Source organism: Streptomyces sp. NPDC046215 (genome assembly GCF_040646215.1).
GTDB lineage: Bacteria > Actinomycetota > Actinomycetes > Streptomycetales > Streptomycetaceae > Streptomyces > Streptomyces stramineus.
The window spans coordinates 66,925-88,475 of the sequence record NZ_JBEYZW010000012.1 but is presented as its reverse complement, the minus strand read 5'-3'; the positions used below and the strand labels follow the sequence as shown (position 1 = coordinate 88,475).

General features: G+C 73.7%; 8 protein-coding genes and 2 pseudogenes. 6 read left to right on the top strand and 4 right to left on the bottom strand.

Annotation, left to right across the window (positions count from 1 at the left end):
- The first annotated feature begins 156 nt into the window (after positions 1-156).
- From ABZ951_RS08035 to ABZ951_RS08025, 3 genes and pseudogenes are all read left to right on the top strand, one after another.
- The gene (locus tag ABZ951_RS08035; RefSeq protein WP_344089554.1) at positions 157-1,266 is read left to right on the top strand and encodes an XRE family transcriptional regulator; all 1,110 of its coding nucleotides are present in this window, start codon (positions 157-159) and stop codon (positions 1,264-1,266) included.
- Positions 1,263-1,799: a hypothetical protein gene (locus tag ABZ951_RS08030; protein WP_344089555.1), complete on the top strand. Its 537-nt coding sequence runs from the start codon at positions 1,263-1,265 to the stop codon at positions 1,797-1,799. Before ABZ951_RS08035 ends, ABZ951_RS08030 begins: the two co-directional genes overlap by 4 nt.
- A 302-nt stretch (positions 1,800-2,101) precedes the next feature.
- Positions 2,102-2,407, top strand: a pseudogene (locus ABZ951_RS08025) (IS30 family transposase); the annotation flags it as partial.
- Between the two features lie 48 nt (positions 2,408-2,455).
- On the opposite strand, the gene ABZ951_RS08020 reads toward ABZ951_RS08025, so the two are convergent.
- Positions 2,456-3,598, bottom strand: coding sequence for a DnaB-like helicase N-terminal domain-containing protein (locus ABZ951_RS08020; protein WP_344089556.1), 1,143 nt, complete (start codon positions 3,596-3,598; stop codon positions 2,456-2,458).
- A pseudogene (locus ABZ951_RS08015) lies at positions 3,595-3,789 on the bottom strand (DNA cytosine methyltransferase); the annotation flags it as partial. The pseudogene ABZ951_RS08015 and the gene ABZ951_RS08020, both read right to left, overlap by 4 nt.
- Positions 3,790-3,831: 42 nt before the next feature.
- Here ABZ951_RS08015 and ABZ951_RS08010 point away from each other — a divergent pair.
- Positions 3,832-4,119: a DUF2399 domain-containing protein gene (locus ABZ951_RS08010; protein WP_344089557.1), complete on the top strand. Its 288-nt coding sequence runs from the start codon at positions 3,832-3,834 to the stop codon at positions 4,117-4,119.
- A 150-nt stretch (positions 4,120-4,269) separates the two neighbouring features.
- Here the strand turns inward: ABZ951_RS08010 and ABZ951_RS08005 are convergent, their stop codons facing one another.
- Positions 4,270-5,865: an aminotransferase class III-fold pyridoxal phosphate-dependent enzyme gene (locus tag ABZ951_RS08005; protein ID WP_344089558.1), complete on the bottom strand. Its 1,596-nt coding sequence runs from the start codon at positions 5,863-5,865 to the stop codon at positions 4,270-4,272.
- A gap of 282 nt (positions 5,866-6,147) precedes the next feature.
- Between ABZ951_RS08005 and ABZ951_RS08000 the strand changes: the two genes are divergently transcribed.
- Positions 6,148-6,714: a flavin reductase family protein gene (locus tag ABZ951_RS08000; protein WP_344089559.1), complete on the top strand. Its 567-nt coding sequence runs from the start codon at positions 6,148-6,150 to the stop codon at positions 6,712-6,714.
- A gap of 266 nt (positions 6,715-6,980) precedes the next feature.
- On the opposite strand, the gene ABZ951_RS07995 is transcribed toward ABZ951_RS08000, so the two are convergent.
- Positions 6,981-7,409: a nuclear transport factor 2 family protein gene (locus tag ABZ951_RS07995; protein ID WP_344089560.1), complete on the bottom strand. Its 429-nt coding sequence runs from the start codon at positions 7,407-7,409 to the stop codon at positions 6,981-6,983.
- A gap of 362 nt (positions 7,410-7,771) precedes the next feature.
- Here ABZ951_RS07995 and ABZ951_RS07990 point away from each other — a divergent pair, with 362 nt between their 5' ends.
- Positions 7,772-21,481, top strand: coding sequence for a type I polyketide synthase (locus tag ABZ951_RS07990; protein ID WP_361279434.1), 13,710 nt, complete (start codon positions 7,772-7,774; stop codon positions 21,479-21,481).
- Positions 21,482-21,551: the final 70 nt, after the last annotated feature.

Below are 21,551 nucleotides of genomic sequence, written 5' to 3'. Positions count from 1 at the left end.
GACGACCGCCTGACGGGGCGACGGCCGTTCTGGCGGAAACACGGTCCCATCGTCTCTTGTCACATCAGATGCCCCGTTAGCTTTTGGCCACTCCGGCCTGTGCAGTACCTCTGACCCGTCTTGTGAACTGTGCAGGTGGCGGGCTACTGTCCACTGGTGTCCAGCATTCCCGATCGTGTCCGAAGCCTGATGGCGAAGTCGGGCCTGAGCCTTCACGACTTCGCCGAACACGTTGATCTCGACGCCGCGCAGCTCTCAGCATCACTCAGTGGCGCGAGCGCCTTCTCCGTCGTCGACCTCGCGTGCATTGCCGATGCGTGCGAGATCTCCATGGACTGGCTGCTCACTGGATCCGAAACCCCGCTGGCCGTGGCGGCCAGGACGACCACGGGGGATGCCGCCGAAGCCCTGGAAGCGGCGCGCGAATACACGTCGCGGCGCACGGACTTGGACACGCTCGGCTACCCGCAGCCTTGGCGGCCCGTCACCGCGACGGCACGCCCAGGCGCCAGCTACGCGGCCCGGGGAGAAGCACTGGCACGAGCAGCCCTTAAGGAGACAGCGCGCCAAGGCCGCTCGGCCATTGCAGGAAACCTGGGGGAGCTGATCGAAGAGACCTTCGGCGCCGATGTGGCCGTCGTCCAGCTCGGCGACGGCTTCGATGGCCTCGCGGCCACGGCCCGCGGCACTAAGCTCATCCTGCTGGCTGCCACGTCCAACCCGGCACGTCAGCGCTTCACTCTCGCCCACGAACTTGGACACCTCCTGGCTGGTGACAACCAGGAGGTCCACCTCGACCGTGACATCTTCAGCCCAGCCCAGAAGAAAGATCCGAGCGAGCAGCGCGCCAACGCCTTTGCATCGGCCTTCCTCATGCCTGAGGAAATTCTGCGAGAAGCCATAACCTCTGTCGGCCTGACCCGCGCAAGCTATGCAGCCCTGGCTTGTGACTTGATGGTGAGCCCCGAGGCCCTGGCCTACCGACTGCTCTATTTGCGGCTGATCGACGCTGGCACATGCGACCGCTACAAGCGCATGACGGCCAGCGAGGCCGCGCAGCTTGCAGGTCGGAGCGAGGAGTTCGAACAGCGGGCTGTGCTCTCGCAGAAGCCTCGACTGCCCGGGTTGCTTGTACGCGACACGCGCGCCGCCTATGAGGCCGGCAAGTCGACGGTGCGTCCCTACGCCACGTTGCTCGGCGTTGATGCCGACGAGCTCAAGAACGAGCTCGATGAGCGGAGGCGGGACAACGGTGGTGCTGCATGAGCGAGTTCCTGTTTCCCGACAACACCGTCCTGTGCAACTTTGCCGCTGTCGAACGACTTGACCTTCTCCGTATGGTCCTCGACGGGCGCGGTAGATGGACCCAGGCCGTGGCGCGCGAAGCCCGAAACTCGGCTAAATGGCTCCCCGCTCTGAACGAGCTCCGGCAGCAGGGCTGGCTCGGCGAAGCGATTCGAGTTACGGAACAAGCGGACAGAGACGCCATCCTCCGTATCCGCACTGCCGTGTTCGGTGGCCGCGCCGACCGCATCTTCCAGCATCTCGGCGAGGCCGAGACCTGCCATGTCATCGTGAATTGGGACCGGTTCGCCAGCTCCTGGTGGATATCGGATGACAAGCATTCCCTGAGCTACGCAGCCGAGCAGGGCATCTTCACGGCAGAGACCATTGATATGGTGCGGCTCGCCGTTAAGGGAGATCTCATCACGGCACAGGAGGGCTTCGAGCTTATGCAGCAGATGAAGGAAAGGAACCGCAACCCCCGGATGCCCCGGTCTGTCGCCGAACTCGAGTAGACCCGAGAGCCGGAGCAAGACTCCCCCCCCAGGAGCAAGTGACAGCCGACCCAGAGGCGCTGAGGTGACAGCGGGAACCCGGCGCTGGCCGCCCCCGCACTCGCTGGCGAGACGCGAGCGGTGATCTGCCGAGGTGAAATAATCACGCTCCGCGAAACAGCCGGCTGCAGACGCCCAGGGGAGAGGGGAAGCGATGCCGGGAGCTTCCACGCCGTGGTATTCCACCAGACGGTGCGAATGCGCCTGAATGAAGGCGGTTGGGTTCCTACGGCAGGAGCGTTCGGACTTGGCCGCGAGCCGCTAGTGTCGTCAACGCACTCACCGAGCACGTGCGCCCTCTCCCGGACCAGATGATGAAGTTCCTGACCTAGGACCGCGGCGCCGAGCTAAAGTGGTTCACCGTTGCCGCCGACGTCAAGGTGTACTTCTGCGACCCGAGAAGCCCATGGCAGCATGGCTCGAACGAGAACACGAACGGCCTGCTGCGGTAGTACTTCCCCAAGGGCACCGACCTGTCCGGCTACACCCAGGAAGACCTCGACGCCGTCGCGTTCCGCCTCAACACCCGCCCCCGCAAGACCCTCCGGTACCAAAGCCCCGTTGATTGACTCGTGTCAACCGTTGCAGCGACTCCCTTGAGATCACCAACCGAGTCTCTACCGAACCCGGAACGGTTTAATCTGCACTGATGGTGGCGAGGCCGTGCGTCTGCTTGTGACTGGCGGCGGCCTGCGTCGTGGTTCCGTCGACTGCCGGGGCGCAACCTGGCCTTGGGCGCGGCGTGTTCGAAGGCGGATGGCGGTGAGGTTTGCGAGAGTGCGGCAGGACGCACTGATCAGCTGATGGGGTGTGAGCGTTGTATCGGCGGCGAGACGCCCAGTATGGGCGGCAGTGTCGGTGGCGGTGGAGAGCAGCGCGTGGCGTATGACGCGGGCCGCCCAGTAGGCGGGGTCCGCGCCGGACCGCTCACAGATAGCGAGGACGTCGTCGGGCGTGGCCGGAGTACTTGCGAAGACACCGCGCTGCTGGACCTCCCAGACAACAACGACCGGGTCGATTGGGTCGCCGCGGTGGTCCAGGGCAGCCAGCGCGCGGAAGATCTGCTGGTGGACCGGGTCAGCGAAGTCCTCCGCCCTGAGATAGGTACGCACCTCTGTTAGCGCGGCGGGCCGATTCGTGACAGCCGAGAGGAAGACCCGCTCGTCCAGCACTCGGCCGTCGATGTCCTCGTTCTGCGCGGATGGGGTGGTCGTTTCGGTGCGGGGGAGGGAACCGGGGTGGGGCCGCCACCGACGTGTGAGCTGCTCGAGGACGTCAGCCAGCTCGTCGGCCCGTGCACAGACCAGATCTATTCCTGTGTCGGATCCTCGGGATTCCCGTACGGCCTGTCCGAGACGGGCGGCGTGCTCGGCGACGGTCCGGCGGACGTGGCCGGCCAGGACCATGCGCCCGTAGGCAGCGGCGTGCAGGGGTTGTGGGCACGCATTGATCAAGGCGTGGGCGTAGGAGGGCGTGAGCGCGGGCGCCTCTTCTGCGCCGCGTGCGGTGGTCTGTTGAACCCACTCCAGTCCCTGCTCGGCGGTTGGACGATCTTCGGTGACAGCCGGGTGGCCGGCCTTGGCGATGTGGTGCATCGCGGAGTACAGAGCGGTGTGGTGCGGGAGGTAGAAGTGCTCCGGCTCCAGCCATTCCGAGACCGCCGTGAGAGTGCGGGGCTGGATGAGGAGGGCGCCGAGGAGGGCCTGCTCGGCCATGACGATGACCTCCCGGCCGGGCAGGCCCTGGAGTCCGGTGCTCATGCGGCCAGCCCGAAGTCGCTTTGGCATACCCGGGTGCCCAGGTGCGGGGCAAGGAGCTGTGCGGCCAGCAGCGGGGGTACCGCGTTGCCGATCTGCTCGAACTGCCGCGATTTCGTGCCCTGCCACGGGTAGGTGGCGGGGAAGGACTGGAGGATTCCTGCCTCAGTCGCCGTGATCCGGATCGCGTCCGGCTTCCGCTCGCTACCCGGGGCCAGGCCGCTGCCCACACCCTGTTGCGCCACCTCCCCGCCGGTGGCGCGAGGTTGCTCTACCACGGCGACTTCGACTGGGGCGGGCTGCGGATCGCGGGCGTGCTGCTGCGCACTGTGCCCTGGCACCCCTGGCGGTACACGGCCAGCGACTGCCGTGCCCTGGTAGCCGCCACCCCGTCCTCGCGGCCCCTGACGGGCACACCGGCCGAGGCCCCCTGGGACCTGGCGCTGGCGCCGGCCCTCGCCGAGCTCGGCGTGCGTGCCGAGGAGGAGACGGCCCTGGACCTGCTCCTCGCGGACCTCGCGTGAGCGCGTCCAGGGCCATGCGGCGTACATGGGTCGAGCGGGCAGGCCGGCTCCCGCCGACGCGTCCGTCTCGGCTTGGCCTGATCACGCCGCCGCTGCCTGCTGGGTGAGCAGGGGGGCGCGGGCCTGGGCCCTCTCCCGCCCCCCCCGTTGCTACTCCCCCCGTCCCCCCGTAAGCCGCTCGCCGTCCTGCTCGCGCAGCACACCGCACACGTCCCGCAGCGCCGCGTCGAGGCGGGCGATTTCCTCGTCGCTCAGGTATACCGACGGCTGCAAACGCAGCGTGTTGAACGCGCTGCCCGTCGGGAAGAGGCGGATCCGGTGCTCCCGCAGGGCGAAGCCCGCCACGGTGTAGCCCAGGAAGCCCGCCTGTGAGACGCCCTGGATGGCCGGGGACTCGCTCGTGGACTGGTCGTGGAACTCCAGCCCCAGCATCAGGCCCTTGCCGCGTACGTCCTTGATCACGTCGGGGAAGTCGGCGCGGAGCGCCTCCAGGGTCGTGACGAGCTTCGTGCCGCGCTCGCGGGCCATGCGGTAGATCCGGCCGTCCTCCGCCTCCATGATCTCCAGCACCTTCAGCGCGATGTGGCTGGAGAAGCTGTCCTTGGCGAACGTCGAGCTGTGGACCAGCTCGAAGTCCTGGCGGTAGCGCGGCCTGCGGACGAGGGTCACGGACACCTTGGCCAGGCCGCCGCCGAGGCTCTTCGCCAGGGTGTAATAGTCGCCCCGCAGGCCGATGAGCGAGCTGGCGAGGAAGGCGCCGGTCCGGCCCATGCCGCTCTGGATCTCGTCCACGACGATCGGGCAGTCGATGGCCGCGCAGGCGTCCTGGATGGCGCGCGCGAACTCCTCGGTGATGACCCGGACGCCGCCCTCGCCCTGGACGGGTTCGAGCAGGAACGCGCCGAAGATCGGGAAGTCCCGCTCGGTGACGGTCACGGTGTCACCCTCGACGCTCAGGTCGAAGACGGTGGCCCGCTCCTCCTCGATGATCTCCTTGACGGCCTCCGGCCGGTCGCGGGGGACGAAGCGGGCCTGCGCGGCCAGCGCCTTGAACGGCAGCCGGAACGACTCGTTATGGGTGAGCTGGACGCTGCTCGCCAGCTTGCCGTGGAAGGATCCTTCGAGCGTGAGGAACAGCGGCGACCTCGCCAGCCGCTCCGCGTTCTCCCGGGCCAGGGCCGCCAGCAGGCCCTCGAACCCCTCGGCGTCGCCCGCGCGCCGGGCGGCCTCCAGCCTCGCCCCGGCTTCCGTCGGCGCGAGGGCCGCCCCCTCGCGCACGGCGGCGCGGGCGCTCTCCACATGGGCGGCGACCTCCTCGGCCAGTGCCGCCAGCCGGCCCGAGCGCTCGAACTCGGCGTGCTTGACGGCGACCTCGATCGCCTCGGCACCGCTGTTGGCGAAAATGGCGAAGTACGGCTCGTCGTCGTCCAGTTCCCGCTGGAGGATCGCGTTCAGCTGCTGGGCGACCCGGTTGGCGCAGGGGTGCCGGGAGAACTGCGAATGCACCGGGACCTGCGCGTCCAGCAGGGATTTCGTATACGCCGTGATCTCCGGATTGTTGTGCCCGAGCATCAGTGACCCGAAGCCCCCGGCGAAGTCGAGCACCGGGATTTCCTGGCCGTCCGCGCCGCGCAGGTAAAGAGTGTTTCCCGCCGCGCGCACGTACTCGGCATCGAGGCCGGCGGCGGACAGCACCCCGCCCAGATGGGGTTCGGCGAGCTCAAGTTCGTTGGCTACAGGACTCATCTGGTGCCTTTCTCCGCACTCGTGACATCGGCGTACGGCCGCGACCCTACCCGCGCCGCCGGGCCCTGCGGCCAATTGCCCAGTCATGCCCCGGCAATTCACGGCCGGGCCCGGTGGTGTGTGGGGCATTACCGGCGAATGAGCAGGTGATTGGGTACGGTGGGGTAATTTTGCAGCTGCCGATCGCCCTCATGGAGTTCGGTGCGAACCGGCCAGGAACTCTCCATTGACTTTCGAAGAGAGCGGCATGAATTCTGCATCTGCACAGGAGGGGAGGCTGATATGACCCAGGGCGGACAGGTATCCGACCTCGTGACGGTCCGGCCCCCGGCGGCGGCGCCGGACGGGCCCCACGCCATGGAGCCGTCGACGCTCCGCTATGTGATGTCCCAGTTCGCGACCGGTGTCACGGTCCTGACCGTGGGTGGTGAGCACCTCCACGGCATGACCGCCAACGCGTTCAGTTCGGTCTCGCTCGCCTCGTCGTCGGTGCTGTGCTGCGTGGACCACAGCGCGGTGATGCACGATTCCATCGTGGCCGCCGGGCACTTCGCCGTCTCCATCATGGAGTCGGGCCAGGAGGGGCTGGCGCGGTACTTCGCCGACAAGAAGCGGCCGCTGGGCCCTGCCCAGTTCGAGGAGGTCGCCTGGGCGCCGGGGCCGCGGACCGGGGCGCCGCTGCTGTCGGGCGCGCTGGCGTGGCTGGAGTGCGAGGTCACCGCGTCCCACGTGTCCGGGGACCACTCGATCTTCATCGGCACCGTGCTGGGGTCGAGCCGCGGGCCGGGCTCGAAGGGCCTGCTGTTCTTCGACGGCGCGTTCCACGAGGGTGCGGCACGCGTCCGCTGACGCCGCTTCCCCCAAGCGCCACACCCCGAAAGCGCCACTTCCCCCAAGCGCCACTCCCCAAAGGAGGCGGGCCCTCGCATCGGTGAGGGCCCGCCTCCTTGTCTGCCGGCTGCCATCTGCCGGCTGCCGGTCTGACGGCCTGCCCGGCTGCCTGCCCGTCCGTCGGCCGTTCCGTTTGCCGGGTGAAGCAGCGTGTCCAGCCCCGCTCGCGCGGGGCTGGACACGTCGGGGTCACTGTGGGGCGTGACCGTCCGGTGAGCGGCGAATTACTCGGATATGGGCGCCGGCTCCTCGGCGTTGCGCGGGTCGCCCAGCGGGACGTCGATGACGTAGCGCCACTCCCCCTCCTCCCCGCGGTGCATGACATCCGTGCCGATGCCCTTGACCAGCTCCTTCGTCCCGTCGGGGTTCGTCGTCTCCATGGTCCAGTCCACGACCAGGAACGCCGTCGTCGCGGTCACGTGCGACTGACGGATTTTCGTCGTCAGCCTGGGCTTCAGGGTGAGGAACTCCGCGAGGGCGTCCTTGCGGGCCTGCCCCGTCAGCGGCTTGCCGAGCTCCCACTCGGAAACCGCGTCGTCCGAGTACAGCCGGTTGATCGCGTCCGCGTCACCCGAATTGAAGACGCGCGTGTAGTGCGCCAGGTGCTCCTCGACTCCGCCTTCGTGCTGCGTGACCGCGGTGTTGTCCGTCATGTGGAAATCCCCCAGAGTTCTTCGAGGTACTGCGCCGATGTGACCGGAATTCGCCGAACGGGTGGCTGGGCATCGTTCATCCGAAGTCCGGGAGAGCACCGTATCCAGCCACTTCGCAACTCCTGCCCATTGCCGGGTAATGACCGGCCCATCAGCGGCCCGCGACTGCCGATTGCCACGCCGTGACTGCGGGCTGGGTGGGGTCGCCCGCGTGCTTGCTAGCGTGATTCCGGTTAATGCATGCAGCGTGCATGCGGTGCTTTATGCGGCAGACCAGGACCAGGCGTTGACGTTGAAGTCTCCGGTCCAGTGGGACAGCTATGAAAGGGCAGCCGAAGGTGAAGTCGACTGAGCACGGTCCTGTGGGAGCGAAGCCGCAGGACGGACAGGACGAGGCGATCGCCGTCGTCGGCATGTCCTGCCGGCTGCCGATGGCACCCGACCCCGACGCCTACTGGCAGCTGCTGCGCAGCGGCACGAGCGCCATCACCGCAACACCCGAGGACCGCCGGATGCCCGGTGCGGTGGACGGGGGGCCTGACGGGGAATCGGGCAGGGGGCCGGACGGGGGAGAGGGCGCCCGTCCGGGTGGATTCCTCGACGCCGTCGCGGACTTCGACGCCGGGTTCTTCTCGGTCTCGCCGCGCGAAGCCGCCGCCATGGACCCGCAGCAGCGGCTCGTCCTCGAACTGGCCTGGGAGGCCCTGGAGGACGCGGGCATCGTCCCCGCGACCCTGAAGGGCTCCCGCACGGCCGTGTTCGTCGGCACCCTGCGCGATGACTACACCAATCTGCTGTACCAGTACGGCACTTCGGCCATCACCCAGCACACCATGGCCGGGGTCAACCGCGGCGTCATCGCCAACCGGGTCTCCTACCACCTGGGCCTGCACGGCCCCAGCCTCACCGTCGACGCCGCCCAGTCCTCCTCCCTCGTCGCCGTCCACCTGGCCTGCGAGAGCCTGCGGACCGGGGAGTCCGCCATGGCGATCGCCGCCGGCGTGAACCTCAACCTGCTCGCCGAGAACGCGGTGACCGAGGAGCGGTTCGGCGGGGTGTCCCCGGACGGGCTGAGCTACACCTTCGACGCCCGCGCCAACGGCTTCGTCCCCGGCGAGGGCGGCGGGGTCGTCGTCCTCAAGCCGCTCGCCCGGGCGCTCGCCGACGGCGACCGGATCCACGGCGTGATCCGCGGCAGCGCGGTCAACAACGACGGCGCCACCCAAGGGCTCACCGTGCCCAGCGCCGACGCGCAGGAGCGGGTGCTGCGGGAGTCCTACGGGCGGGCCGGAGTGGCCGCCGCCGACGTCCAGTACGTCGAGCTGCACGGCACCGGCACCCCGGTCGGCGACCCCGTCGAGGCCGCCGCCCTCGGCGCGGCGCTCGGCACCGGCCGCAGCCCCGAGGAGCCGCTGCGCGTCGGCTCGGTCAAGACCAACATCGGCCACCTCGAAGGCGCCGCGGGCATCGCCGGCCTGTTGAAGGTGCTGCTCAGCCTCCGCCACCGCGAGCTGCCCGCCAGCCTCAACTTCGCGACCCCCAACCCCCGGATCCCGCTGGCCGACCTGGGCCTGTCCGTGCAGCGCGAGCTCACCGCGTGGCCCCGGCCGGACGTCCCGCTGGTGGCGGGCGTCAGCTCGTTCGGCATGGGCGGCACCAACTGCCACATCGTCCTGACCGAAGGCCCCGCGCCCGACGCCGAGTCCGGCGCCGAGCCCGTCGAGGCGCGGACCGCCCCCGCCGTCCTGCCCTGGGTCGTCTCCGGCCGTGACCGTGCCGCCCTGCGCGCCCAGGCCGGGCGCCTGCGCGACGCCGCCGCCGCGGACGGCGCCCCGGACCCCGCGGACACCGCCTGGTCCCTCGCCACGACCAGGACCGTCTTCCCGCACCGCGCGGTGGTCCTGGGCGGCGACCGCGGCGCCCTGCTCGACGGGCTCGCCTCCCTCGCCGCGGGAACCCCCGCCCGCGGCGTGGTCACCGGCTCCGCCGAAGACGGCGGGCTGGCCGTCCTGTTCACCGGGCAGGGCGCCCAGCGCGCCGCCATGGGACGGGAGCTGTACGCCGAGCACCCCGTCTACGCCCGGGCGTTCGACGAGGTGTGCGCCCACCTGGACCCCCTGCTGGACCGGCCGCTGGCCCAGGTGATCGACTCCGGCGACGGCCTCGACCTCACCGGCTTCACCCAGCCGGCCCTGTTCGCGCTCGAAGTGGCCCTCTTCCGGCTGGTGGAGCACTGGGGGGTCCGTCCCGACCGGCTCGCCGGGCACTCCATCGGCGAGATCGCCGCCGCGCACGTCGCCGGTGTCCTCTCCCTGGCGGACGCGGCCGCGCTGGTGGCCGCCCGCGGCCGTCTCATGCAGGCTCTCCCGGCCGGCGGCGCGATGATCGCCGTGCAGGCCGCCCCCGACGAGGTCCGCCCGCTGCTCGCCGGCCGGGAGGACCGCCTCGCGCTCGCCGCCGTCAACGGTCCCCGCGCCGTCGTGCTCGCCGGGGACGAGGACGCCGCCCTGGAGGTCGCCGCCCTGCTGCGGGAGCAGGGCCGCAAGACCAAGCGGCTCACCGTCTCCCACGCCTTCCACTCGCCGCGCATGGAACCGATGCTCGCGGACTTCCGCCGGGTCGTCGGCGGTCTCGCCTTCCACGAGCCGCGGATCCCCGTCGTGTCCACCGTGACCGGCGAGCCCGTCACCGAAGGCCAGTGGTCCGACCCCGAGTACTGGGTGGACCAGGTCCGCCGCCCGGTGCTGTTCCTCGACGCGGTGCGCTCCCTGGAGGCCGCCGGCGTCACCACCTACCTCGAACTCGGCCCCGACGGCGTGTGCTCGGCGATGGCCGCCGACTCCGTCCTGGACCGGGACGCCGCGGCGGCCGTCGCCGTCCTGCGCAAGGACCGGCCCGAGCCCCAGGCCCTGCTGACCGCCCTCGCCACCGTGTTCGTCCGCGGCGGCCACGTGGACTGGGCGGCGGTCCAGGAGGGCACCGGTGCCCGCGCGGTCCCCCTGCCCACCTACGCCTTCCAGCGCGAGCGCCACTGGATCGACGGCGCCCCCCGCACCACGGCCCTCCCCGCCGCACCCAGCCCGGACGCCCCCGCCGCGCCGCGCGGCGAGCTCGGCGAGCGGCGCGCTGCCCTGGGCGAGGCCGAGCGCGAGCGCGCGGTGGCCGAGCTGGTGACCGCGCACATCGCCGCCGTGCTGGAGTACGGCGGCGGACAGCAGGTCGAACCCCGCGCCTCCTTCAAGGAACTGGGCTTCGACTCCCTCATGTCGGTGGAGCTCCGCGACGGCCTGGCCGCCGCCACCGGGCTGCGGCTGCCCGGCGGGCTGCTCTTCGACCACCCGACGCCCGCCGCGCTCACCACGCACCTCACCGCCGAGCTGACCGGCCTGGCCGCGCCCGGCGCCGACGACCTCTTCACGGCCCCGGCCGGCACCGACGAGCCCATCGCGATCGTCGGCATGGCCTGCCGCTACCCCGGTGGCGTCGGCTCCCCCGAGGAGCTGTGGAAGCTCGTCGCCGAGGGCGGCGACGCGGTCTCCGGTCTGCCGCTCGACCGCGGCTGGGACGCGGACCTCTTCGACCCCGACCCGGACCGCAGCGGCAAGATCTCCGTCCGCGAGGGCGGCTTCCTCCACGACGCGGGCCTCTTCGACGCGGACTTCTTCGGCATCTCCCCGCGCGAGGCCCTCGGCATGGACCCGCAGCAGCGCCTGCTGCTGGAGACCGCCTGGGAGGCCGTCGAGCGGGCCGGCCTGGACCCCCGGGGGCTCCAGGGCAGCCGCACCGGCGTCTTCGTCGGCGCGACCGCCCTCGACTACGGCCCGCGCATGCACGACGGCGCCGAGGGCGTCGAAGGCCACCTGCTCACCGGCACCACCCCCAGCGTGATGTCCGGCCGCATCGCCTACCAGCTGGGCCTCATCGGCCCCGCCGTCACCGTCGACACCGCCTGCTCCTCCTCGCTCGTGGCCCTCCACATGGCCGTGCGGTCGCTGCGCCAGGGCGAGTCCACGCTGGCCATCGCCGGCGGTGCGACCGTGATGTCCACCCCCGGGATGTTCGTGGAGTTCTCCCGGCAGCGCGGCCTCGCCGCCGACGGCCGCTCCAAGTCCTTCTCCTCCGACGCCGACGGCACTTCCTGGGCCGAGGGCGTCGGCCTCCTCCTCGTCGAGCGCCTCTCGGACGCCGAGCGCAACGGCCACCAGGTCCTCGCCGTCATCCGCGGCACCGCCGTCAACCAGGACGGCGCCTCCAACGGCCTCACCGCTCCCAACGGCCCCTCCCAGCAGCGCGTCATCCGCCAGGCCCTGGCCGACGCCCGGCTGACCCCCGCCGACGTCGACGCCGTCGAGGCCCACGGCACCGGCACCCGCCTCGGCGACCCCATCGAGGCCGAGGCGCTCCTGGCCACCTACGGGCAGGACCGGGGCGAACGGGCGCCCCTCTACCTGGGCTCGCTGAAGTCCAACATCGGCCACGCCCAGGCGGCCGCCGGCGTCGGCGGGCTGATCAAGATGGTGCAGGCCATGCGGCACGGCGTGCTGCCCCGGACCCTGCACGTCGACGAGCCCACCCCGCACGCCGACTGGACGGCGGGCGCCGTCGAGCTGCTCACCGAACAGCGCGCGTGGCCCGACACCGGCCGGCCGCGCCGCGCCGGCATCTCCTCGTTCGGCATCAGCGGCACCAACGCCCACGTCGTCATCGAGCAGGCCGCCGAGCCGGCCCCCGCCCCCGGGCCCGCCCCCCGGCTCACCGCCCCCGCGCCCTGGATCGTCTCCGCCCGCGACACGGCCGCCCTGCGCGCCCAGGCCACCCGGCTGCGGGCGTACGCCGCGGAGCAGCCGGAGCTGACCCCCGCCGCCCTCGCCGGCATCGGCCGCTCCCTGGCCGCCCGCACCTCCTTCGAGCAGCGGGCCGCCGTCCTCGGCACCACGGCCGAGGAGTTCCTCGCCGGGCTCGACGCGCTGAGCCGCGGCACCGACGCCCCCGGCGTGGTGACGGGCAGTGCCGCCCGCGCCGGACGGACCGCCTTCCTCTTCACCGGCCAGGGCGCCCAGCGCCCCGGTATGGGGCGGGAGCTGTACGCGGCGCACCCGGTCTTCGCCGAGGCCCTGGACGCCGCGTTCGCCGCCCTGGACCCGCACCTGGACCGCCCGCTGCGCGACATCGTTCTGACGGGCGGGGGAGACGGGGAAGAGGCCGGCGCCGACGCCCTCGTCCACCGCACGGCGTACACCCAGCCCGCGCTGTTCGCCGTCGAGGTGGCCCTCTTCCGCCTCCTGGAGCACCACGGCCTGACCCCCGGCCTCCTCGCCGGCCACTCGATCGGCGAGCTGGCCGCCGCCCACGTCGCGGGCGTCCTCTCGCTGGAGGACGCGGCGCGGCTCGTCGCCGCCCGCGGCCGCCTGATGCAGTCGGCGCGCGCCGGTGGCGCGATGGTCGCGATCGAGGCCCGGGAGGACGAGGTCGTACCGTCCCTGAACGGCTACGAGGGCAAGCTCGCCGTCGCCGCCGTCAACGGGCCCACCGCCGTCGTCGTCTCCGGCGACGCGGACGCCGCCGAGGAGCTCGGCGCCCACTGGCGCGAGCAGGGCCGCCGGACACGGCGCCTGACGGTCAGTCACGCCTTCCACTCGCCGCACATGGACGACGTGCTCGCCGAGTTCCGCGAGGTGGCCGCCGGACTGGACTACCACGCGCCCCGCATCCCGATCGTCTCCACCGTCACCGGCGACCTCGCCACCACGGCCGAACTCACCTCCCCCGACTACTGGACCCGCCAGATCCGCGAGGCCGTCCGCTTCCTGGACGCCACCCGCACCCTGGAGCGGCAGGGCGCCACCGTGCTCGTCGAGGTCGGCCCCGACGCCGTCCTCACCGCGATGGCCACCGGCTCCGCCGAGGGCCCGGACACCACCGCCGTCGCCCTGCTGCGCGCGGGCCGCCCCGAGACGGCGACCTTCGCCGCGGGCGTCGCCGCCGCGCACGTGGCCGGCGCCCCCCTCGACGCCGCCTCCTTCTTCCCCGCCGCCCGCCGCGCCGACCTGCCCCCGTACGCCTTCCAGCGCAAGCACTACTGGCTGACGGCCGCGGCCCCCGCCGACGCCCGCAGCCTCGGCCTGGACCCGGCGAGCCACCCGCTGCTGTCCACGGCCGTCGAGCTCGCCGACCGCGATGAGGTGCTCCTCACCGGCCGCCTCTCCCTGGCCGGCCACCCCTACCTGGCCGACCACGTCATCAGCGGCACCGTCCTGGTGCCCGCCACCGCGTTCCTGGAGCTGGCCGCCGCCGCGGCCGACCACACCGGGGCGGGCCAGGTGGAGGAGCTCACCCTGGAGGCGCCGCTGGCCCTGCCGGAGCGCGGCGCGGCCCAGGTCCAGGTGACCCTCGGCGCCCCCGGCCCGGCCGGCCGGCCGTTCGCCGTCCACTCCCGCCCGGAGACCGGCGACCTCGGGCCGCAGCCCTGGACCCGGCACGCCTCGGGCACCCTCGCCCAGGCGGCCCCGGCCACCGGCGGCGACCTGCGCCAGTGGCCGCCCGCCGGCGCCACGGCCGAGCCCCTGGACGGCGTCTACGCCCGCCTCGCGGACCTCGGCTACGCCTACGGGCCCGCCTTCCAGGCGCTGACCGGCCTCTGGCGCGCGGGCGAGGACGTCTACGCCGAGGTGCGCCTGCCCCAGGAGCAGCACGACAGCGCCGCGCGCTACGGCATCCACCCCGCCCTCCTCGACGCGGTGCTGCACCCGCTCGTCCTCGACGCCGCGGCGGGCGGCCCGGCCGAGGAGATCCGCCTGCCGTTCGCGTGGGCCGGCTCGACCCTGCACGCCGCCGGGGCGACCGCCCTGCGGGCCCGGATCTCCCCGGCCGGCACCGACACCGTCTCGATCATCCTCGCCGACACCACCGGCGAGCCCGTGGCGACCATCGGCGCCCTCACCCTGCGCCCGGTCGCCAAGGACAAGCTGGCCCCGGCCGCCGGCGGGCACCAGGACTCCCTGTACACCGTGGAGTGGCCCGCCGTCTCCGCTCCCGCGCCCGGCGAGGCGACCTGGGCCGAGGCCGTCGGTGACGAACTCCCCTCCGACGCCGCCGACATCGTCACCGCGGTGTTCCCGGGCGACACCGGGGACGCCGACGCCGCCCGCGCCGCCGCGGGCCGCGCGCTGGGGCTGGCGCAGCGGTTCCTGGCCGAGGAGCGGTTCGACGGCTCCCGGCTGGTCCTCGTCACCCACGGCGCGGTCGCGGCCCTGCCCGGCGACGGCGTCGACGGCCTGGCGGCCGCCCCCGTGTGGGGGCTGATCCGCGCGGTGCAGTCCGAACACCCCGGCCGGCTCGTCCTCGTCGACCTCGACGACGACGCCGCCGCGGCCGGAGCGCTGCCCGCCGCCGTGGCCTCGGGCGAACCGCAGGTCGCGGTGCGCGCCGGTGAGCTGCGGGTGCCACGGCTGGCCCGGGCCCCGCGCCCGGAGGCGGCGCCGCCCGCCCTGGACCCGGACGGCACGGTCCTGATCACCGGCGGCACCGGCGGCCTGGGCGCCCTGCTCGCCCGGCACCTGGTCACCGACCACGGGGTGCGGCACCTGCTGCTCAGCAGCCGCCGCGGCCCCGCCGCCCCCGGCGCCGGCGAGCTCGCCGACGCGCTCGCCGAGCTCGGCGCCCGGGTGACCATCGCCGCGGCCGACGCCTCCGACGCCGGTGACGTGGCCGGCCTGCTCGCCGCCGTCCCCGCGGAACACCCCCTGACGGCCGTGGTGCACACCGCGGGCGTCATCGACGACGCGACCGTGGAATCCCTCTCCCCGGAGCGGCTCGACGCGGTCATGCGGCCCAAGGCCGACGCCGCCCGGCACCTCCACGAGCTGACGAAGGACCTGCCGCTCGCCGCGTTCGTCCTCTTCTCCTCCGTCTCCGGCCTCACCGGCACCGCGGGCCAGGCCAACTACGCGGCCGCCAACACCTCCCTGGACGCCCTCGCCGCCCACCGCGCCGCCCGGGGCCTGCCCGCCACCTCCCTCGCCTGGGGCCTGTGGGACGGCACCCACGGCATGGGCGGCACCCTCGACGAGGCGGGCCTGGGCCGCTGGACCCGCGCGGGGATCGCGCCGCTCACCCCCGAGCAGGGCCTCGCGCTGTTCGACGCCGCGCTGTCCGCGCCCGCCCCCCTCCTGGTGCCGGCCGCCCTGAACCTGGCGGCGCTGCGCGCCGCCGGCGACCCGCAGCCGCTGCTGCGCGGCCTGGTCCGCACCCGCCCCCGGCGCACCGCCCAGGCCGCCGACGCGGCGGGCTCCGCGTGGGGCCGGGACATCGCCGCCCTCCCGGAGGAGGAGCGGCGCGGCGCGGTCGTCGACCTGGTGCGGTCCACCGTCGCCACCGTCCTCGGCCACGCCGACGCCTCCGGCATCGACCCCGAGCGGATCTTCAAGGACATCGGCTTCGACTCCCTCGCCGGGGTCGAGCTGCGCAACCGGCTCAACGCCGCCACCGGCGTCCGGCTGCCCACCACGGCCGTCTTCGACCACCCCTCGCCCGCCGCCCTGGCCGGCTACCTGCTCACCAAGGTGTCCGGCACCGGGCGGGCCGCCGTTGCCAAGGCGGTCCGCACGGCGGGCACGGCGGACGAGCCCATCGCGATCGTCGGCATGGCCTGCCGGTACCCCGGCGGGGTCGCCTCGCCCGAGGACCTGTGGCGCCTGGTCGCCGAGGGCACCGACGCGGTCAGCGAGTTCCCCGTCAACCGCGGCTGGGACCTCGACGGGCTCTACGACCCCGACCCGGAGAAGCCCGGCACCTCCTACGTCCGCCACGGCGGCTTCCTGCACGAAGCCGACCTGTTCGACCGGGAGTTCTTCGGCATCTCGCCCCGCGAGGCCACCGCCACGGACCCCCAGCACCGCCTGCTGCTGGAGACCGCCTGGGAGACCTTCGAGAGCGCCGGCATCGACCCCGCCACCGTGCGCGGCACCCAGACCGGCGTTTTCACCGGCGCGATGTACGACGACTACGCCTCCCGGCTGGCCGCCAGCCCCGAGGAGTTCGAGGGCTTCCTCCTGGCGGGCAACCTCTCCAGCGTCATCTCCGGCCGCCTCTCCTACACCTACGGCCTCGAAGGCCCCGCCGTCACCGTCGACACCGCCTGCTCCTCCTCGCTTGTCGCCCTGCACCTGGCCGCGAACGCCCTGCGGACCGGCGAGTGCGACCTCGCGCTCGCGGGCGGCGTCACCGTCATGGCCGGACCGCACGTCTTCATCGAGTTCTCCCGGCAGCGCGGCCTCTCGCCCGACGGCCGCTCCAAGTCCTTCGCCGCCGGGGCCGACGGCACCGGCTGGGCCGAGGGCGTCGGCCTGCTCCTCGTCGAGCGGCTCTCGGACGCCCGGAAGAACGGCCACCGGGTCCTGGCCGTCCTGCGCGGCTCCGCCGTCAACCAGGACGGTGCCTCCAACGGGCTGACCGCCCCCAACGGCCCCTCCCAGGAACGCGTCATCCAGCAGGCCCTGGCCAACGCCGGGCTGACCCCGGCCGACGTCGACGCCGTCGAGGCGCACGGCACCGGCACCACCCTCGGCGACCCCATCGAGGCGCAGGCGCTGCTCGCGACCTACGGGCAGGACCGCCCGGAGGACCGGCCCCTGTACCTGGGCTCGCTGAAGTCCAACATCGGCCACGCACAGGCCGCCGCAGGCGTCGGCGGGATCATCAAGATGATCGGCGCGATGCGGCACGGCGTCCTGCCCCGGACCCTGCACGTCGACGAGCCCTCCCCGCACGTCGACTGGGCCTCCGGCGCCGTCGAGCTGCTCACCGAGCAGATCCCCTGGCCCGACACCGGCCGGCCGCGCCGCGCCGGCATCTCCTCGTTCGGCATCAGCGGCACCAACGCCCACGTCATCATCGAGCAGCCCGACGGCGCCGACGAGGCGGCCCCCGAGCCCGCCGAGCCCGCCCTCCCGGCCACCCCGTGGCTGCTCTCCGCCCGCGACGAGGCCGCCCTGCGCGAGCAGGCCGCCCGCCTGCACCGCCACGCCACCGAGCACCCCGAGGCCGGCGCCGCCGACATCGGCCGGTCGCTGGCCACCACCCGCGGGCTGCTGGAGACGCGCGCCGCCGTCGTGGGCACCGACCGCGCCGAACTCCTGCGCGGCCTCGACGCCCTGGCCCGCGGCGAATCCGCGCCGTCCGTCGTCCGCGCCACCGCCGCCCGGCGCGGCAGGACCGCGTTCCTGCTCACCGGGCAGGGCTCCCAGCGGCTGGGCACCGGCCGGGAGCTGTACGCGTCCTCGCCGGTCTTCGCGGCCGCCCTGGACGCCGTGTGCGCCCACCTGGACCCGCGCCTCGAACGCCCCCTGAAGGACGTCCTCTTCGCCCCCGAAGGGTCCGCCGACTCGGCGCTGCTGGACCAGACGGCCTTCACCCAGGCCGCCCTGTTCGCCGTGGAGACCGCGCTGTTCCGCCTCGCCGAGCACCACGGCCTGACCCCGGACTACCTGCTCGGCCACTCGATCGGCGAGGTCACCGCCGCCCACCTGGCCGGCGTCCTGGACCTCCCGGACGCCTGCCGGCTCGTCGCCGAGCGCGGCCGCCTCATGCAGGCCGCCCGCGAAGGCGGCGCCATGACGGCCGTCCAGGCGTCCGAGGACGAGGTCCGCGCCTCCCTGGCCGGCTACGGCGATCGCGTCGCGGTCGCCGGCGTCAACGGCCCCGGCTCCACCGTCGTCTCCGGCGACGAGGACGCCGTCGCCGAGATCGCCGAGACCTGGCGCCTGGCGGGCCGCAAGACCAAGCGGCTGCCGGTGAGCCACGCGTTCCACTCCCCGCACATGGAGGACGTGCTCGCCGAGTTCCGGGAGGTCGCCGCCGCGCTGACCTTCCACGCCCCCAGGATCCCCGTGGTCTCCAACGTCACCGGCGCCCTCGCCACCACCGAGCAGCTGACCTCGCCCGACTACTGGGCCCGGCACATCCGCGAGGCGGTCCGCTTCCTCGACGGGGTGCGCTGCCTGGAGGAGCTCGGCGTCACCGACTGGCTGGAGCTCGGCCCCGACGGCGTCCTCACCGCCCTCGCGCAGGACTGCCTGACCCAGGAGGCCGCCTTCCTCGCCCCCGCCCTGCGCAAGGGCCGCCCCGAGGCGCTCACCTTCGCCTCGGCCCTCGCCGGGCTCGCCCTGCGCGGCGCCGCCCCCGACTGGGACGCCGTCTTCCCCGGCGCCCGCCGCGTCGACCTGCCCACCTACGCCTTCCAGCACCGGCGCTACTGGCTCCAGGCCCCCGCCACCGTCGGCGACGCCGCCGGGTTCGGCCTCGCCGCCACCGACCATCCCCTCCTCGGCGCCGCCGTCACCCTGGCCGACCGCGACGCACACGTCTTCACCGCACGGCTCTCCCTGCACACTCACCCGTGGCTCGCCGACCACGCCGTCTCCGGCACCGTCCTCCTCCCGGGCACCGGCCTGCTCGAACTGGCCGTACGCGCCGGCGAGGCGGCCGGCTGCGGCCTCGTCGAGGACCTCACCCTCGCCGCACCCCTCGTCCTGCCCGAGCACGGCGGCGTCCGGCTCCAGGTCGTCGTCGGCGAGGACGACGGCTCCGGCCGCCGCACCACCGAGATCTACTCCCGCCCCGACGGCGGCGCCCAGGACGGCGAACCCTGGACCCTGCACGCGAGCGGCACCGTCTCCGAAGCCGCCACCGACACCCCGCCCGCCGACCTGACCCTCTGGCCGCCGGCCGGTGCGGTCGAGGTCGCGCTCGACGGCGCCTACGAGCGTCTCGCCGCCCGCGGCTACGGCTACGGCCCCGCCTTCCAGGGCCTGCGCCGCGCCTGGAAGGCCGACGGCGAGCTGTACGCCGAGGTGGCGCTCGCCGAGGAACAGCGCGCCCAGGCGGGGCTGTTCTCCCTCCACCCGGCCCTGCTGGACGCCGCCCTGCACACCCTCCTGCCGGGCGTCGCCGCGGAGGACGGCCGCTCCTGGCTGCCCTTCGCCTGGTCCGGCGCGGCCGTCCACGCCACCGGCGCCCCGCTGCTGCGCGTCCGCCTCTCGCTGACCGACCCGGACGCCGACTCGCTGCTGGTCTCCCTGGCCGCGGCCGACGCCACCGGCGCCCCGGTCGCCACCGTCGAGTCGCTGACGCTGCGCCCCCTGTCCGAGGAGGCGCTGCGCGCGGCGGCCACCACCGGCCCCGACGGGCTGTTCCGCGTCGCCTGGACCCCCGCGAAGACCACCGGCCCGGCCGGGACGGACGGATGGGCCGTGCTCACCGCCGACGCCTCCGGACCGCTGGCACGGTACGGACAGCCCCACGCCGACCTCGCGGCCCTGCGGCAGTCGCTGGACGCCGGCGGCCAGGTGCCCCCGGTCGTCCTCGCCCCCCTGGCCCCGGTGACCGCGGACGGCGACCTCCCGGCGGCGGCCCGCGCCGCGCTGCGCCACACCATGGAGCTGACCCAGGCGTGGCTGGCCGACGACCGCCTCGCCGACTCCCGGCTGGTCGTCGTCACCGAGAACGCGGTCGCCGCGGGCACCGGCGAGGACGTCACCGACCTCGCCCACGCCGGAGTCTGGGGCCTGCTGCGCGCCGCCCGGACGGAGAACCCCGGCCGGATCGTCCTCGCCGACCTCGACGGCACGCCCGCCGCGGCCGGGCTCCTCCCGGCCGCCCTGGCCACCGGGGAACCCCAACTCGCGCTCCGTGACGGGGAGGTCCGCGTGCCGCGCCTGGCCCGCACCCGGCAGGGCGAGCCGGTGGACGGTCCCGGCTGGGACCGGGGCACGGTGCTGATCACCGGCGCCACGGGCGCGCTGGGCGGGGTCCTGGCCCGGCACCTGGTCACCCGGCACGGCGCCCGGCACCTGCTGCTGCTGAGCCGCCGCGGCAGCGCCGCGCCCGGCGCCGCGGAGCTGGAGGCCGAACTCACCGCGCTCGGCGCCCACGTCACGCTCGCCGCCTGCGACGTCACCGACCGGGACGCCCTGGACGAGGTCCTCGCCGGCATCCCGGCCGAGTGCCCCCTGACCGCCGTGGTGCACACCGCCGGCGTCCTGGAGGACGGCGTCCTGTCCGCGCTGACCCCCCAGCAGCTCGACACCGTGCTGCGGCCGAAGGTCGACGCGGCGTGGAACCTCCACGACCTCACCCGCGACCTAAACCTCTCCGCGTTCGTCTTGTACTCCTCGGTGGCGGGCCTGCTGGGCACGGCCGGGCAGGCCAACTACGCGGCGGGCAACACCTTCCTGGACGCCCTCGCCGCCCACCGCACCGCCCAGGGTCTGCAAGCGACCTCCCTCGCCTGGGGCCTGTGGGCCGAGACCAGCGCCATCACCGGCCACCTCGCCGAGGCGGACCTGCGGCGCCTGGCCCGCTCCGGGCTGCTGCCGCTGGGCTCCGAGGAGGCCATGGACCTCTTCGACACCGCGCACACCACCGGCGAGGCGGTCCTCGCGGTCACCCGGCTGGACACCGCCGCGCTGCGCAAGCAGGACGGCGAACCGCCGTCGCTGCTGCGCGGCCTGGTCCGGCGGGCCCCGCGGCGCGCCGCCGCCGCGGCGCCGGGCGGTGCGGACAGCGGCCCCTCCCTCGCGGAGCGGCTCGCGCACCTGGCCGCCCCGGAGCGCGAGCAGGTCCTCACCGACGTGGTCCGCACCCACGTCGCCGGGGTCCTGGGGCACACCGACCCCACCGCGATCGAGGCGGGCCACGCCTTCCAGGAGCTGGGCTTCGACTCGCTGACCGCGGTCGAGCTCCGCAACCGCCTCAACACCGCCACCGGCCTCCGCCTCCCCACCACCCTCGTCTTCGACTACCCGACCCCGACCGCCCTCGCGGGCTACCTGCTCGGGCAGCTCGTCGCCGAGGACGCCTCACCGGCGGCCCCGGTCCTGGCCGGCCTCGACGGACTGGAGCCGGTGATCCGGGCGCTCGCCTCCGACGGCGCCGCCGGGGAGATCGCCGCCCGGCTGCGGGAGCTGCTGGAACTCGCGGACGGCCCCGGACGCGCGGACGGCGCCGCCGACCACGCCGACCTGGAGACCGCCAGCGACGAGGAACTCTTCGCCCTGTTCAACGAGCTCGAATGACCGCGCCCCGGGCAGCGCGCGCACAGAACACACCGGCAACACGGCACAGGAACTTGGGGAGCTGAACTTC

What these genes read in the sequence shown, in the direction of transcription:
- ABZ951_RS08030 (WP_344089555.1), top strand. Translation starts at nt 1,263, where the DNA reads ATGAGCGAGTTCCTGTTTCCCGACAACACCGTCCTGTGCAACTTTGCC.
- ABZ951_RS08020 (WP_344089556.1), bottom strand. Translation starts at nt 3,598, where the DNA reads ATGAGCACCGGACTCCAGGGCCTGCCCGGCCGGGAGGTCATCGTCATG.
- ABZ951_RS08005 (WP_344089558.1), bottom strand. Translation starts at nt 5,865, where the DNA reads ATGAGTCCTGTAGCCAACGAACTTGAGCTCGCCGAACCCCATCTGGGC.
- ABZ951_RS08000 (WP_344089559.1), top strand. Translation starts at nt 6,148, where the DNA reads ATGACCCAGGGCGGACAGGTATCCGACCTCGTGACGGTCCGGCCCCCG.
- ABZ951_RS07995 (WP_344089560.1), bottom strand. Translation starts at nt 7,409, where the DNA reads ATGACGGACAACACCGCGGTCACGCAGCACGAAGGCGGAGTCGAGGAG.